Origin of the sequence: Curtobacterium sp. PhB115 (assembly GCF_003752025.1) — a bacterium.
Lineage (GTDB): Bacteria > Actinomycetota > Actinomycetes > Actinomycetales > Microbacteriaceae > Curtobacterium.
In genome coordinates this window covers 416,729-430,951 of record NZ_RJKR01000005.1, presented here as the reverse complement: position 1 = coordinate 430,951, position 14,223 = coordinate 416,729, and the positions used below count along the sequence as shown (strand labels likewise).

General features: G+C 70.8%; 16 protein-coding genes. 10 read left to right on the top strand and 6 right to left on the bottom strand.

All coding sequences use genetic code 11. The features are described 5' to 3' along the window. Positions 1–14 precede the first annotated feature (14 nt). The 3 genes from fdxA (at position 15) to EDF19_RS02220 (ending at position 2,947) form a co-directional block, all read left to right on the top strand. On the top strand, positions 15–332 hold the full coding sequence (fdxA, locus tag EDF19_RS02230) for a ferredoxin (RefSeq protein ID WP_058728223.1): 318 nt from the start codon (positions 15–17) through the stop codon (positions 330–332). Positions 333–343: 11 nt separating this feature from the next. After that, on the top strand, positions 344–1,462 hold the full coding sequence (dapC, locus tag EDF19_RS02225; protein WP_123679294.1) for a succinyldiaminopimelate transaminase: 1,119 nt from the start codon (positions 344–346) through the stop codon (positions 1,460–1,462). 186 nt (positions 1,463–1,648) lie between these two features. Next, on the top strand, positions 1,649–2,947 hold the full coding sequence (locus EDF19_RS02220) for a citrate synthase (protein WP_123679293.1): 1,299 nt from the start codon (positions 1,649–1,651) through the stop codon (positions 2,945–2,947). Between the two features lie 752 nt (positions 2,948–3,699). On the opposite strand, the gene dapD is transcribed toward EDF19_RS02220, so the two are convergent. Continuing rightward, positions 3,700–4,686 carry a 2,3,4,5-tetrahydropyridine-2,6-dicarboxylate N-succinyltransferase gene (gene dapD / locus EDF19_RS02215; RefSeq protein WP_123679292.1) on the bottom strand — a complete coding sequence of 329 codons (987 nt, stop codon included), beginning with the start codon at positions 4,684–4,686 and terminating at the stop codon, positions 3,700–3,702. A 131-nt stretch (positions 4,687–4,817) separates the two neighbouring features. Here dapD and dapE point away from each other — a divergent pair, with 131 nt between their 5' ends. Further along, positions 4,818–5,900: a succinyl-diaminopimelate desuccinylase gene (gene dapE / locus EDF19_RS02210; RefSeq protein WP_123679291.1), complete on the top strand. Its 1,083-nt coding sequence runs from the start codon at positions 4,818–4,820 to the stop codon at positions 5,898–5,900. Further along, positions 5,885–7,129, top strand: coding sequence for a hypothetical protein (locus tag EDF19_RS02205; protein ID WP_123679290.1), 1,245 nt, complete (start codon positions 5,885–5,887; stop codon positions 7,127–7,129). Before dapE ends, EDF19_RS02205 begins: the two co-directional genes overlap by 16 nt. On the opposite strand, the gene EDF19_RS02200 is transcribed toward EDF19_RS02205, so the two are convergent. Beyond that, the gene (locus EDF19_RS02200; RefSeq protein ID WP_221180603.1) at positions 7,108–8,205 is read right to left on the bottom strand and encodes an AI-2E family transporter; all 1,098 of its coding nucleotides are present in this window, start codon (positions 8,203–8,205) and stop codon (positions 7,108–7,110) included. The genes EDF19_RS02205 and EDF19_RS02200 overlap by 22 nt on opposite strands. Before the next feature lie 238 nt (positions 8,206–8,443). On the opposite strand from EDF19_RS02200, the gene EDF19_RS02195 reads away from it, so the two are divergent. The 4 genes from EDF19_RS02195 to EDF19_RS02180 all read left to right on the top strand — a co-directional run bounded on the left by EDF19_RS02195 (position 8,444) and on the right by EDF19_RS02180 (position 10,562). After that, entirely contained in the window at positions 8,444–8,614 is a 171-nt protein-coding gene (locus EDF19_RS02195) for a DUF3117 domain-containing protein (RefSeq protein ID WP_017887054.1), read from the top strand. Positions 8,615–8,729: 115 nt separating this feature from the next. Further along, positions 8,730–9,458: an AAA family ATPase gene (locus EDF19_RS02190; protein ID WP_123679288.1), complete on the top strand. Its 729-nt coding sequence runs from the start codon at positions 8,730–8,732 to the stop codon at positions 9,456–9,458. A gap of 37 nt (positions 9,459–9,495) precedes the next feature. Then, a complete protein-coding gene (locus tag EDF19_RS02185; RefSeq protein ID WP_221180602.1) occupies positions 9,496–10,011 on the top strand; it encodes a helix-turn-helix domain-containing protein in 516 nt (171 codons plus the stop codon). A 2-nt stretch (positions 10,012–10,013) separates the two neighbouring features. Next, positions 10,014–10,562: a PIN domain-containing protein gene (locus tag EDF19_RS02180; protein ID WP_123679287.1), complete on the top strand. Its 549-nt coding sequence runs from the start codon at positions 10,014–10,016 to the stop codon at positions 10,560–10,562. A gap of 2 nt (positions 10,563–10,564) precedes the next feature. Here the strand turns inward: EDF19_RS02180 and EDF19_RS02175 are convergent, their stop codons facing one another. Continuing rightward, positions 10,565–11,197 (bottom strand): O-methyltransferase, encoded by a 633-nt coding sequence (locus tag EDF19_RS02175; RefSeq protein ID WP_123679286.1) that lies wholly within the window; start codon positions 11,195–11,197, stop codon positions 10,565–10,567. Positions 11,198–11,262: 65 nt separating this feature from the next. Here EDF19_RS02175 and EDF19_RS02170 point away from each other — a divergent pair, with 65 nt between their 5' ends. Next, on the top strand, positions 11,263–11,631 hold the full coding sequence (locus EDF19_RS02170; RefSeq protein WP_123679285.1) for a twin-arginine translocase TatA/TatE family subunit: 369 nt from the start codon (positions 11,263–11,265) through the stop codon (positions 11,629–11,631). A gap of 69 nt (positions 11,632–11,700) precedes the next feature. Here EDF19_RS02170 and EDF19_RS02165 read toward each other — a convergent pair whose 3' ends face one another. Genes EDF19_RS02165 through EDF19_RS02155 form a run of 3 tightly spaced genes read right to left on the bottom strand, consistent with a single transcriptional unit; the run spans position 11,701 to position 14,213 of the window. Continuing rightward, on the bottom strand, positions 11,701–12,549 hold the full coding sequence (locus EDF19_RS02165) for a bifunctional 2-polyprenyl-6-hydroxyphenol methylase/3-demethylubiquinol 3-O-methyltransferase UbiG (protein WP_123679284.1): 849 nt from the start codon (positions 12,547–12,549) through the stop codon (positions 11,701–11,703). Positions 12,550–12,559: 10 nt separating this feature from the next. Continuing rightward, a complete protein-coding gene (locus EDF19_RS02160) occupies positions 12,560–13,720 on the bottom strand; it encodes a P-loop NTPase (RefSeq protein ID WP_123679283.1) in 1,161 nt (386 codons plus the stop codon). Next, positions 13,713–14,213, bottom strand: a complete 501-nt coding sequence (locus tag EDF19_RS02155) for a DUF1003 domain-containing protein (RefSeq protein ID WP_123679887.1) — start codon at positions 14,211–14,213, stop codon at positions 13,713–13,715. Before EDF19_RS02155 ends, EDF19_RS02160 begins: the two co-directional genes overlap by 8 nt. Between the last annotated feature and the right edge of the window lie 10 nt (positions 14,214–14,223).

Below are 14,223 nucleotides of genomic sequence, written 5' to 3'. Positions count from 1 at the left end.
GGAGCACCCGAACCGTGACCTACGTGATCGCCCAGCCCTGTGTCGACGTCAAGGACCGCGCCTGCATCGACGAATGCCCGGTCGACTGCATCTACGAAGGTGACCGGTCGCTGTACATCCACCCCGACGAGTGCGTCGACTGCGGTGCGTGTGAACCGGTCTGCCCGGTCGAGGCGATCTACTACGAGGACGACCTGCCCGACGAGTGGGCCGACTACTACAAGGCCAACGTCGAGTTCTTCGAGGAAGTCGGTTCGCCCGGCGGTGCCGCGAAGGTCGGTGTGATCCACAAGGACCACCCCGTCGTCATGGCCGAGCCCCCGCGCGGCTGAACGGCCGACACGTGGCGCTCGACCTCCCCGACTTCCCCTGGGACCAGCTGGTCCCGTTCAAGCAGCGGGCCGCAGCACACGAGGGCGGCATCGTCGACCTCAGCGTCGGCTCACCCGTCGACCCCACGCCCGAGGTGGTCAAGACCGCCCTGGCCGAGGCGACCGAGGCGCACGCCTACCCGCAGGTCGCCGGCACCCCCGCCCTGCGTCAGGCGATCGCGGACTGGTACGGGCGACGCCACGGGGTGACCCTGACCGAGGCGAACACGCTCCCGACGATCGGCTCGAAGGAGTTCATCGCCGGGCTCGCGCTCTGGCTCGGCATCGGCACGGGCGACACCGTGGTGTTCCCGGCCGCGGCGTACCCGACGTACGAGCTCGGTGCCGCCCTGGTCGGCGCGGATGCCCTGGCGTCCGACGACCCCGCCGCGTGGCCGGCCTCGACGAAGCTCGTCTGGCTGAACTCACCCGGCAACCCGGACGGCCGGGTGCTGTCGATCGACGAGCTCCGTGCCGCCGTCGCGCGTGCCCGTGCTCTCGGCGCCGTGATCGTCGGCGACGAGTGCTACGCCGAGCTCGGGTGGGACCCCGAGTACGCGACCACCCCGACGCCGACGATCCTCGACCCGCGTGTGGTCGGTGACTCCCTCGACGGCGTCCTCAGCGTGTACTCGCTCTCGAAGCAGTCGAACCTCGCCGGGTACCGGGCGGCCTTCGTCGCCGGTGACGCCGCCGTCCTCGCCGACGTGCTCGCCGTCCGGAAGCACGCCGGCCTGATGCCGCCGCTGCCGGTCCAGCAGGCGATGATCACGGCGCTGCAGGACGACACCCACGTGCAGCAGCAGAAGGCCCGGTACCGCGCCCGCCGGAACATGCTCCGACGGGCACTCGTCGACGCCGGGTTCCGGGTCGACCACAGCGAGGCAGGCCTGTACCTCTGGGCCACCCGCGGCGAGCCCGCACTCGACACGGTGTCCTGGCTGGCCGACCGGGGCATCCTCGTCGCACCGGGCACGTTCTACGGCGCTGCCGGGGGCGAACACGTCCGCGTGGCCCTCACGGCCACCGACGAGCGCATCGCCGCGGCGGCCCAGCGACTGGCCAGCAGTCGTCGACTCGGCACGGCGTAGCGGGCGACCGCGGGAGTCGTGACGCGCGACCGCGCGCTGCTCGGCTCGAGCGCAACCGGTGGTTCCCACCAAGTCGTGACCATCGATGTGTGCACGAGCGACAGACGCCGCGATTAGGCTGTCCTCGTGACTGACACTGCCAACGACGCTCAGAAGACGGCCACACCGCCCACCACGCCCGTCCCCGTGAGTCCCGCTGCCGAGCAGACGGCCGAGACCGCGACGCTGACGTACCCGGGTGGCACGGCGGAGTTCCCGATCCTGCCGAGCGTCGACGGCGCTGCCGTCATCGACATCTCGACGTTCAAGAAGCAGACCGGGATGAACACGCTCGACTACGGGTTCGTGAACACCGGCTCGACCAAGAGCGCGATCACCTACATCGACGGCGACGAGGGGATCCTGCGCTACCGCGGGTACCCGATCGACCAGGTCGCGTCGAACTGCACCTTCCTCGAGGTCGCCTGGCTCCTGATCTACGGCGAGCTCCCGAGCGAGTCCGAGCTCGCCGACTTCGACGCCCGCATCCGTCGCCACACGCTGCTGCACGAGGACCTGCGTCGGCTGTTCGACGCCCTGCCGCACTCCGCGCACCCGATGTCCGTGCTGTCGAGCGCCGTGAGCGCCCTGTCGACCTACTACGAGGACGACATGGACGTCGACGACCCGGAGAAGGTCGAGCTGCAGACCGTGCGGCTCCTCGCCAAGCTCCCGGTCATCGCCGCCTACGCCCACAAGAAGTCCATCGGGCAGGCGTTCCTGTACCCGGACAACGGGCTGTCGTTCGTCGACAACTTCCTGCGGCTCAACTTCGGCACCATGGCCGAGACCTACCAGCCGAACCCGGTGCTCTCCAAGGCCCTCGACCGACTCCTGATCCTGCACGAGGACCACGAGCAGAACGCCTCCACGGCGACGGTGCGCATGGTCGGCTCGACGAAGGCGAACATGTTCGCGTCGATCTCCGCCGGCATCAACGCCCTGTACGGCCCCCTGCACGGCGGTGCGAACGAGGCCGTGCTCGAGATGCTGCAGCAGATCAAGGACTCCGGCGAGCCCGTGCAGCGCTTCGTCGAGCGGGTGAAGAACAAGGAGCGCGGCGTGAAGCTCATGGGCTTCGGGCACCGCGTCTACAAGAACTACGACCCCCGCGCGAAGCTCGTGAAGGAGTCCGCCGACGAGGTCCTCGAGTCCCTCGGAGTGCAGGACGATCTGCTCGACATCGCGAAGGAGCTCGAGCAGATCGCGCTGAGCGACCAGTACTTCATCGAGCGCAAGCTCTACCCGAACGTCGACTTCTACACCGGCATCATCTACAAGGCGATGGGCTTCCCGCCGCGCATGTTCACGGTCCTGTTCGCGATCGGGCGCCTGCCCGGCTGGATCGCGCAGTGGCGTGAGCTGAACAACGACCCGCTCAACAAGATCGGTCGCCCGCAGCAGCTGTACGTGGGTGCGCCGAAGCGGGACATCCCCGCGCGCTGACGCGCTCACGAGCGCCCCGCCCACGGTTCCGTGGGTGGGGCGTTTCTTCGTGCGCCTGCCGTGCCGTGCTGCTCGCCGTTCGGTGCTGCTCGCCGTTGCGGCCGGCCGAGCGGGCGAAATACCGGGGTGCCTCGCGGAGGCACGCGGGCATTTCGCCCGTTCGCCGCGGCGGGCGGGTATCGGGCGGCGGGCGCAGTCGGTGCGGCTGGCCGAGCGGGCGAAATGCCCAGGTGCGTCGTGCTCGGACGCGGGCATTTCGCCCGTTCGTCGCGGCGGGCGGGTGTCGGGCGGCGTGCGCAGTCGGTGCGGCTGGCCGAGCGGGCGAAATGCCCAGGTGCGTCGCGCTCGGACGCGGGCATTTCGCCCGTTCGTCGCGGCGGGCGGGTGTCGGGCGGCGAGCGCCGTCGGTGCGGCTGGCCGAGCGGGCGAAAACCCCGGGGTGGGTCACGGAGGCACCCTGGCATTTCGCCCGCTCGACGCGCGGGGCTCGACGCGCGGGGCGCGGGGCGCGGCGGGAGCGGACTGCGCGGGTGCGGCAGGCGCACGGGGCGCAACCGACTGGAGGCCCGGTGCCGGTCTCGTGGACCGGTACCGGGCCTCCCGTGCGTGCGTCGGTGCGTGCGCGATCGCAGGACGCGCCGCTCACCTCCGCCGAGTGGTCGCGAACTGTTGCCGGGCGGGTGCCACGGCGACAGTTCGTGCGCCCTCGGCGCACGCCGACGACGTGTCGTGACCGCTCGAGGGCGCCTCGGCTACGCGTGCAAGGCGGTGTTCAGCTGGATGCCCTCGCCCTTGCGCTGCAGGGCCTCGACGGCGCCGGACAGGCTGTTGCGACGGAACAGGATGTTCGGGGTGCCGGAGAGCTCGGCGGCCTTCACGGTCTTGGGGGTGCCGTCCGGGTTCGGGACGGCGCCGACCAGGACGACCTTCGTTCCCGCGGTGACGTACAGGCCCGCCTCGATGACGGAGTCGTCGCCGAGCGAGATGCCGAGCCCCGCGTTCGCACCGAGCAGCGCACGTTCGCCCAGGGAGACCCGGTGCGTACCGCCGCCGGACAGCGTGCCCATGATGGACGCCCCGCCGCCGATGTCGGTGCCGTTGCCGACGACGACGCCCTGCGAGACGCGGCCCTCGATCATGGCGTCGCCGAGGGTGCCGGCGTTGAAGTTCACGAAGCCCTCGTGCATGACGGTCGTGCCGGGGGAGAGGTGTGCGCCGAGTCGGACGCGGTTGGCGTCGCCGATCCGCACACGGTCCGGCACGACGTAGTCGACCAGACGGGGGAACTTGTCGATCGCGTGGACCGCGATGCCGGCGCGCTGCAGCGACGGGCGGAGTCGCGTCAGGGACCCCGGGTGGACCGGCCCGGCGTTGGTCCACGCGACGATCGGCAGGTGGCCGAAGACGCCGTCGAGGTTGATGGTGTTCGGGCGCACGTGCAGGTGGCTCAGCAGGTGCAGGCGCAGGTACGCGTCCTCGGTACTGGTCGGGGCGGCGTCGATCGTGACCTCGGTGGTGACGGCCTCGATCCGGACCTCCCGGCGGGGGTCGTCACCGACGTGCGCCTGCAGCTCGGCCGGGAAGACCGCGTCGGCCGGCAGCGGGCCGAGGTGGGTCTCCGGGTACCAGGTGTCGAGGGTCGTGCCGTCGGCGGCGATCGTCGCGAGGCCGTGGCCCCAGGCGTGGGTCGGGCGGTCGGTGGCGGCGGTCGGGTCGGCGGCAGCGGTCGTGTCGGTCACCGCACCAGGGTACCGAGGCCCCGGACGGGAGCACCGACCGACCGGACGGACGCTGCGGAGCCGCACCGCGCCTCCCGGCCCGCAGTGCCGTGGGCCAGCGCGACGCAAGCGGTGGCCGATAAGGTGACCGCATGCCGGAGCAGCTCGACCTCACCGCCTCGTCCATCGACATCACCCGCGCCATCTGCGACATCGAATCGGTGTCGGGCAACGAGCAGGCCCTCGCCGACGCGATCGAGGCGGTGCTCGCGCCGCTGCCGCACCTCGAGGTGATCCGCGACGGCGACGCGATCGTCGCGCGCACGAACCTCGGCCGCGACCGCCGCGTCGTGATCGCCGGGCACATCGACACCGTGCCGCTCAACGACAACCTGCCGACCGAGTTCCGGACCGCCGAGGACGGCACCGAGATCCTCTGGGGCCGCGGGACCGTCGACATGAAGGCCGGGTGCGCGGTGCAGCTCAAGCTCGCGTACGACCTGGTCGACCCCTCGGTCGACGTCACGTGGGTCTGGTACGACCACGAAGAGGTCAGCGACCTGCTGAACGGCCTCGGTCGCCTCGCTCGCACCCGACCCGAGCTGCTCGCCGGCGACTTCGCGATCCTCGGCGAACCCTCCGGCGCGCAGATCGAGGGTGGCTGCAACGGGAACCTCCGCGCCGAGATCCGCACGTTCGGCAAGCGCTCGCACAGCGCCCGCAGCTGGATCGGCGACAACGCGATCCACAAGGCGGCACCGATCCTCGCGACCCTGGCCGCGTACGAGCCCCGCACCGTCACGGTCGACGGCCTCGAGTACCGCGAGGGCCTGAACGCGGTGGGCATCAGCGGCGGCATCGCCGGCAACATCATCCCCGACGAGGCGATGGTGCACGTGAACTACCGGTTCGCCCCGTCGCGGTCGGCCGACGAGGCCGTCGCGCACATCCGCGAGCTCTTCGACGGCTACGAGGTCACGATCGTCGACCTCGCCGCGGGCGCCCGACCGGGCCTCGACGCGCCGCTCGCCCAGGACTTCGTGTCCGCGGTCGGTGGCCCCGCTCCCCGCCCGAAGTACGGCTGGACCGACGTCGCACGGTTCTCCGCGCTCGGTGTCCCCGCGGTCAACTACGGCCCCGGTGAGCCGGTGTTCGCCCACCACGACGACGAGCAGGTCCCGGTCGAGCAGATCACCGCGGTCGAGGCCGGCCTCCGTCGGTGGCTGACGGCCTGACGACGGCCGGGGTCTCCCGGCCGACCCCCTCCCGTGCTCGCTGGCGCGCCCGGTACCGGGTCGTGCCGTGGTGGGTGCGGATCACCGTCGTCTACGTGCTCGCCCGGATCGTCACCGGCGTGATGCTGCAGGCGTTCGCGAGCGTGCAGGCGGCGAACTCCTTCACCGTGCAGCACCCCGCCTACCTGTCGTTCGCGTCGATCTGGGACGGTGCCTGGTACCGGGTGATCGCCACCGGCGGGTACCCGTCGACCCTGCCCGTGGACGCCGCGGGGCACGTGACCGAGAACGCGTGGGCGTTCATGCCGGCGTACCCGTTCCTGGTGCGCGGCCTGATGCTCCTGACCGGCGCGTCGTTCGAGCTCGTCGCCGTGTCGGTGTCCCTGCTGGCGGGCTTGGGTGCGGCGCTCGTGTTCCGCCGGTTGATGGGACGATTCCTCGATCCGGCGCGGGCGACGTTCGCGACGGTGCTCCTGTGCGTCTCACCGGTCTCCGCGATGTTCCAGGTGGCGTACGCCGAGTCGATGGGGCTGTTCCTGCTCATCGTCGCGCTGCTGCTCATGGTGGACCGGCGGTGGTGGACCATGCTGCCCGTCGTGCTGCTGCTCGGCATGACCCGACCGACCGGGCTGGCGTTCGCGCTGCTCGTCGTGCTGTTCCTCGGCGCCTGGTTCATCCGGCCGGCCTGGGTGCGCTCGTCCGAGCCGCTGACGCTCCGGCGCTTCGTCCCGCCGGCGGTCGTCGCGGTGGTGTCCGGGCTGGTCGGGCTCGCCTGGCCCGCCATCGCGTGGGCGGCCACCGGGGTGCCGAAGGCGTACACCGACACCGAGCTCGCCTGGCGTTCGTCGTACATCGGCTGGCAGGAACTCGTGCCGTTCGCGCCGTGGGTCCAGGGCTTCGGCTGGTGGTTCGGGCAGCCGGCAGGCGGGGTCCTGCTCGCGCTCGTGGTCGTCGCGTTCGCCGTGTTCGTCTGCATGCCCGCTGCCCGTCGGGTCGGGCTGGAACTGCGACTGTGGGGCATCGCCTACGTCGTGTACCTGCTCGCCGTGTTCTTCCCGCAGTCGAGCACGTGGCGCATCCTGATGCCGATCGCGCCGCTGCTCGGGATCGTGGCGCTGCCGCGGTCACGGGTCTACCGGGTGGCGGTCGTCGTGGCGTTCGTCGGGATGCAGTGGGTGTGGCTGTACTACACCTGGTGGGTCGACGGCTACGACTGGACCCCGCCGTGATCGGTCGCTGATCCCGGCTCGGGATCGCCCGGTCGCCACTTCGCGGCCGCGACGACCATCGCGTTCACGGTGGCGATGAACGGCACGGCGAAGAACGCCCCGACGACGCCGGCGAGGGTCGTGCCGGCCGTGACGCCGAGCACCACCCCGAGCGGGTGCACCTTGACGGCCGTCCCGGTCAGGAACGGGTGCAGCACGTGGCTCTCGAGCTGCTGCACCACGATGACGACGCCGAGCATCGCCAGCGCCGGCACCCACCCGTTGAACACGAGGGCGATGACGACGGCCACGCCGCCCGCGACGATCGCGCCGACCACGGGGACGAACGCCCCGATGAACACGATCACGCCGATCGGCAGAGCCAGCGGGATCTGCAGGGCCAGCGCACCGATGACCACGCCGAGCGCGTCCGTGACCGCGACGACGAGCTGCACCCGGATGAAGCTCGTCAGGGTCTTCCACCCGGCGTGCCCGGCGACGTCGATGCGGGCACGGGCGCGCCGCGGGAACACCCGGACGACCCAACCCCAGATGCGCGGACCGTCGATGAGCACGAAGATCGTCGTGAACACGATGATGAACAGACCCTCGAGTGCGTGCACCGCACCCGTCCCGGCCGCTTGGAACCCGGACAGGATCGCTGCGGCGTGCGCCTGCAGGTAGTCGAACCCGTCCGAGACCCAGCCGTTCACGTCCTTCGCGGTGATCCCGAAGGGCTCGCTGTCGAGCAGGGTCCGGAACGACGACGCGCTGTGGTGCAGCCGGTGTTCGAGCGACGGCAGCGCCGAGCGGATCTGCTGCGTCACGAGGAGCGCCAGCCCGCCGATCACCAGCACCAGGGCGACGAGGCTCGACAGCACCGCCGTCCACTTCGGCCACCGGTGTCGCTGCAGGAACGACGACATCGGCATCAGGAGCGCGCAGACCAGCAGGGCGATGAGGAACGGGACGACGATGTCCCGCAGCAGGATCACCATCGTCACCAGCAGGGCGAGCCCCGCGGCGACCACGAGGATGCGCCACGTGAAGGCCGCGCCGACGCGCAGGCCGGCCGGTACCGCGTCATCCGCCCGCACGAGCGGCTGCTCGGTCCCGGCACTCAACCGTTCGGCCCGCGTCCGCAACCGCTCGACCGGCCCTCCGCCCCGCTCTGGGGACTGACGGCGCATTGAGCGGATGTTCGGCATCTGCCAAGGTTAGGAACGAAAGCCGCAAGAACACGGCAATCCGACACCCCCAACCTGGGCGGTTTCGCAGTTGCCCCATCGATACGAGATAATGGGACGGCATGTACTGCACGAAAGGGGACATCTGATGGCAGCCATGAAGCCGAGGACCGGTGACGGGCCGATGGAGGCTGTTAAGGAGGGTCGACTCATCATCGTGCGGGTTCCGCTCGAAGGTGGAGGCCGCCTGGTGGTCTCGGTCAACGACGCCGAGGCCAAGGAACTCCACGACGCACTCGCTGAGGTCGTCTCGGCCTAGTACGTCGACGCACCAGAACGACTGGCCCGGAACGTGTACGTTCCGGGCCAGTCGTCTGCATCCGGGCCAGTCGTCTGCAGCCGGGGCTGTCGGTCGCGTCCGGCAGGATGGTGCCGTGCCGAGGACCCACATGCCCATCCGCCGTGTCGAGGAGTACTTCGATCCGGACAGGATGCCGCGCGACGTGTGGCCGGCGACGCTCGCCCCGGTCCGGCAGCTGCTCGACGAGGGGCTCGACCTCGACCCGGTGACGGTGTTCGTCGGCGACAACGGAGTCGGCAAGTCGACCCTCATCGAGGCCATCGCGCTCCGGTTCGGCATGTCACCGGAAGGCGGCTCGACCGGTGCGAACCACTCGACCCGGCCCTCCGAGTCGAGCCTGTGGGAGCACATCGTCCTGCGCCGGGACTTCGGGGCGCCCCGCGGCGGCTTCTTCCTGCGGGCAGAGACCATGCACGGCTTCTTCACCTACCTCGAGGACAACCCGAACCGCAGCCGCCCCGAGCCGGTGTTCCACGAGCGCAGCCACGGGGAGTCGTTCCTCGACTTCGTCATCGACCGTGCGCGCTGGCCGGGGCTCTGGATCCTCGACGAACCGGAGTCGGCGCTGTCGTTCTCCGGCTGCCTGACACTCATCGCCGTGCTGCAGTCGATCGTCGAGAGCGGTGTCGGTCAGGTCCTGCTCTCGACCCACTCACCCGTGCTCGCGGCGTTCCCCGGGGCGACCATCCACGAGGTGGGCGAGTGGGGGCTGCGTCGGACGGAGTGGGCCGACCTCGACCTGGTGCGGAACCAGCGGGCGTTCCTCGAGTCGCCGGAACGGTACTTGCGGCACCTGGAGTGATCGCGCGGCTTTCGGTTCTTTCGATTAGGCTCGGGTCATGTCGATGACCACCGAGCCGAGCGGACGCCAGGTGTCGTCGCGCACGTACTTCCCGGGCGACGACCGCAACGACCTGATCGGCCTCGCGCAGCTCCTGCACGAGATCGAACGCGAAGCCCTTGCCGGTCGGACCGCCGAGTTGCGCGCGCCGGACGGCCGGGTGCGGGCGATCCCGGCCGAGGTGTTCGAGGTCCTCGAGCAGGTCGCGGACGCGCTGGCCAGCGGTAGCGGGGTGACCGTCGCGCGGAACGACACGCAGATGACGACCCAGCAGGCCGCTGACTTCCTCGGGGTCTCGCGCCCGACGTTGGTGAAGTACCTCGAGGACGGGTCGATCTCGTTCGAGCGGCGCGGTCGGCACCGCCGTGTGCTGCTGCGAGACCTCGTCTCGTTCCAAGAACACTTCCGGATCCGCCGGCGTGCGGCCCTGCGAGCGGCTGCACGTGAGGACCAGGCCATGGGGCGCAGTCAGCAGCACGCTCCGGAGCAAGCTGACGGGGCTGCGGAGCGCTGACGGTGGCGTTCCCGGCCTTCTTCGACGCCTGCACGATCTACGGGATCACGCTCTCGGACTTGCTCCTCCGACTCGCCGACGAAGGCGTGTTCCGCCCACTCTGGTCAGACGAGGTCCTCGACGAGGTCCGCCGGAACGCGGTCGACGGCGGGATCGACGCCGCCGGTATCGACCGTCGCCTCGCGATGATGCGAACGTACTTCCCGGACGCGCTCGTGACCGGTCACGACGATCTCGTCGACGGGCTGACGTGCGACCCGAAGGACCGGCACGTGCTGGCGGCCGCGGTGCGGGGGAGCGCTGACGTCCTCGTGACGTTCAACCTCCGCGACTTCCCACCGTCGTCCCTGGCGGCGCTGGACGTCGAGGCGGTCCACCCGGACGAGTTCCTGCTCGACCAACTCGACCTGTACCCCGGCGCGGTCACCAGGGTCCTCGGCGAGCTCGCAGAGGACTACGTCGACCCGCCGCAGTCGATCGTCGACGTTCTCGAGACGTTGCGCCGAGCTGGCGTCCCACGCTTCGCCGATGACGTCCGTCGGTACTTCTGACGCTACGCGGTGACCTTCGTCAGCTGCAGCAGCCCGTCGCCGGCCGGCGACAGCGCGCTCCGCACGGCACCCGACGTCGACACCTCGGTGAGCAGCAGCCGGAAGTCGGTCGTCGCCCGGTCGCGCTTCACCGGGTCGGCGACGCGGCCGCGCCAGAGCGCGTGCGGCACGAGGACGGTCCCGCCGAGGCGCGCGAGCCGCAGCCCGTGCTCGACGTACTCGATGACGTGCTCGGGGTCGGCGTCGACGAGCACGACGTCGTACGACGCTTCGTTCATCCGGGGGAGCACCTGGTTCGCCCGACCCGGGATGAGCCGGATGCGGGCGGGAGCGGTCCCGGCGCTGATGTAGGCGTCGCGGGCGAACTGCTGGTGGTCGACCTCGATGTCGATCGTGGTCAGGGTCGCATCGGGGGCGCCGCCGAGCAGGTACAGGCCGGAGACGCCGAGCCCGGTCCCGATCTCGATGATGCTCGACGCACGGGACGCCGCTGCGATGACGCCGATCTGCGCACCGATCGCGGGGGAGATCGCCTCGACCCCGAGCTCCAGGGAGTGTTCACGAGCACGGACGATCGCCTCTGACTCCGAGACGATGTCCTCGGCGAACTTCCAGTTCGACTCTTTCTCTGACACGCACACTCCGTTCGGATGACAACTCTACGGGGTGCGATGGAGCCGCACGGGTTAGGCTCGCTCTCGTGAACATCCCGCTCGACAAGATCCTGATCATCGGGATCATTGCCGTGCTCTTGCTCGGGCCGCAGCGCTTGCCGATGTACGCCCAGAAACTCGCCGAGTTCGTCAAGGCCGTCCGTCGGTTCGCCGACACCGCCAAGGACCGGATGCGCGAGGAGATGGGCCCCGAGTTCGACGACATCGAGTGGCAGAAGCTCGATCCGCGGCAGTACGACCCTCGCCGGATCATCCGTGACGCCCTCCTCGACTCCGGCAGCAGTGTCGCTGCGGTCGAGACGGCGCAGGTGACCGCGTCGAAGGTGCGTGCGACGGCACCCGTGGTGCCGTTGGCCGTCGGCGAAGCGCCACCCTTCGACGGCGAAGCGACCTGACGCCCGTCACGTGACCACAGGACGGACTGGAGGCCCGGTGCCAGCTGGCACCGGGCCTCCAGTCTGTCCTCAGTCGCGTGTCGCGACGATCGTGTACGTCGTCGGGATGCGGTCGCGGTCGGGCTCGGGCCAGGCCCACGACCCGTCTCCGGTGTCCTCCATCCGCGGGCTGAACCGCCACGGCAGGGTGCGGCCCTCGTCGAGGCAGCGGAGGCGGAGTCCGGCTCCGAGCAGGGCGTTCACGATCTCGGACAGCGGGTGCGGCCACTCGAACGTCCTGGTGTTCGCCACGGTGCCGTCGCCGGCGTACGTGCCGGCGTCGTCCCACTGCTGCGCGGTGCCGTCCGGGAAGTACCGGTACCGGGTGACGAGCTCGTCGGCGGTCTCGTCGAGGGCGTAGAGCGCGGGGTGGCCGTCGCGGATGAAGAACACGCCTCCCGGGCGCAGCAGCTCCGCGACCTGCGCGGCCCAGCGGTCCAGGTCTGGCAGCCAGCAGATCGTGCCGATGCTCGTGTAGACGACGTCGAAGTCGCCCCTCACCGCGGCCCGGGCGTCGAGCACGTCGGTCTCGACCCAGGTGACGTCGAGTCCGAGCCGCGATGCGAGTGCAGCGGCCGAGGTGAGGGCCGCCGGGGAGAAGTCGACGCCCGTCAGCCGGGCGCCCTCGCGTGCGAGGGACACCGTGTCGGTTCCGATGTGGCACTGCAGGTGGCAGACGTCGAGGCCGGCGAGCGAGCCGTTCGGCAGCCAGGGCGTCAACACCGGCAGGTCGTCGCGCACGACGTCGGAGCGGTGCGCCGGGTCGGACAGATCGTCGATGGCGTAGGCACCCTCGTGGATCGGCACCCGGTCGTCCCAGTTCGCGCGGTTCGTGTCGCGGGCGTGATCCCAGTCGACGCTGACGTGATCCGTGCTCATGCCGACGAGCCTAGGACAGCGAGAGCCCGAGCTTCCGTCCGGCCAGCCCGCGGCCCATCGTGGTGATCCGGTCTGCGATGGCGCTCAGGGCCCGCGCTGCCGGGTCCTCCGGTGCGCCGAGCACCACGGGGACGCCCGAGTCCCCGCCCTCGCGCAGCGGGACGGACAGGGGCACGCTGCCGAGCACCGGCACGGGGGCGTCCTGGCCGCGGGACAGCCGTGCAGCGGTCTCGGCGCCACCGCCCTCACCGAACAGGTGCAGGACCGAGCCGTCGGGCTGCACGAGCCCCGCCATGTTCTCGATGACCCCGATCACCCGCTGGCCCGTCTGGCGTGCGACGATCCCGCTCCGCTCGGCGACGTCGGCCGCCGCGGCCTGCGGGGTGGTCACGACCAGGACCTCGGCGTGGGGGAGTAGCTGGCCGACCGAGATCGCGACGTCGCCGGTGCCGGGCGGCAGGTCGAGCAGCAGGACGTCGAGGTCGCCGAAGAACACGTCGGTCAGGAACTGGTTCACGGTGCGGTGCAGCATCGGGCCGCGCCAGGACACCGCGGTCGAGGCGTCGTCGACGAACATGCCGATCGACACGACCTTCACGTCGTGGGCGACCGGCGGCAGGATCATGCTGTCCACCCGGGTCGGGCGGGGTGCGACGCCGTGCTCGTCGGTCAGTCCCATCAGCCCGGGGACGCTGAACCCGTGCACGTCGACGTCGACGACCCCGACGCGCAGGCCACGGCGTGCCAGTGCGACGGCGAGGTTCACGGTGACCGTCGACTTGCCGACCCCGCCCTTGCCGCTCGTGACGGCGATGACGCGGGTCAGCGAGTCCGCCGTGAACTGGACGCCCCGGGGTCGGCCGGCCCGGAGGCGTTCGGTGAGCGCCGCACGGGTCGCGGGGGCCATCACCGACACGTCGACGTCCACCGACGACACCCCGTCCACGGAACCGGCGGCGGCGCGCACGTCGCGCTCGATGGTGTCGGCGGCGGGGCACCCCACGATCGTGAGCTGCAGGTCGACGCGCACCGCGCCTCCTGGCTGGACGTCGACACCACGGATCATGTCGAGCTCCGTCACGGGCCGACGGATCTCGGGGTCGATGACGCGACCGAGCGCAGCGAGGACCGCGGTGCCCAGGTGCTGGTCGGAGGGGACCGCCTCAGCCACGGGCGGTGCTGCCGGGCTCGTCCGCGAAGCCGGCCTCGTCGGCGTCACGCCGGTCCAGTTCCTCGAGCAGGGAACGGAGCTCGGCGCGGATGAAGTCCTTCGACGCCATGTCCCGCATCGCCAGTCGGAGGGCGACGACCTCGCGAGCCAGGTACTCGGTGTCGGCCAGGTTCCGCTCGGCGCGCTGCCGGTCCTGCTCGAACTGCACGCGGTCGCGGTCGTCCTGCCGGTTCTGCGCGAGCAGGATCAGCGGAGCCGCGTACGAGGCCTGCAGTGACAGCACGAGCGTCAGCGCCGTGAAACCGATCGCCGCGGAGTCGAACTGCCACGACTTCGGCGCGAGCGTGTTGTAGCCCATCCAGACCACGCAGAACAGCGTGAGGCCGATGAGGAACCACGGCGTGCCCATGCCCCGTGCGATGCCCTCGGTCGCGCGACCGAAGGTGTCGCCGCGTCCACCACGGCGTCGTGTCGGGAGCACGCGCGTGCGCATGCCCTTGGGG

Excerpts from the sequence above, each read along its gene's own strand:
- dapE (WP_123679291.1), top strand. The coding sequence starts at position 4,818 with ATGCCGGAGCAGCTCGACCTCACCGCCTCGTCCATCGACATCACCCGC.
- EDF19_RS02195 (WP_017887054.1), top strand. The coding sequence starts at position 8,444 with ATGGCAGCCATGAAGCCGAGGACCGGTGACGGGCCGATGGAGGCTGTT.
- EDF19_RS02185 (WP_221180602.1), top strand. The coding sequence starts at position 9,496 with ATGTCGATGACCACCGAGCCGAGCGGACGCCAGGTGTCGTCGCGCACG.
- EDF19_RS02165 (WP_123679284.1), bottom strand. The coding sequence starts at position 12,549 with ATGAGCACGGATCACGTCAGCGTCGACTGGGATCACGCCCGCGACACG.
- EDF19_RS02155 (WP_123679887.1), bottom strand. The coding sequence starts at position 14,213 with ATGCGCACGCGCGTGCTCCCGACACGACGCCGTGGTGGACGCGGCGAC.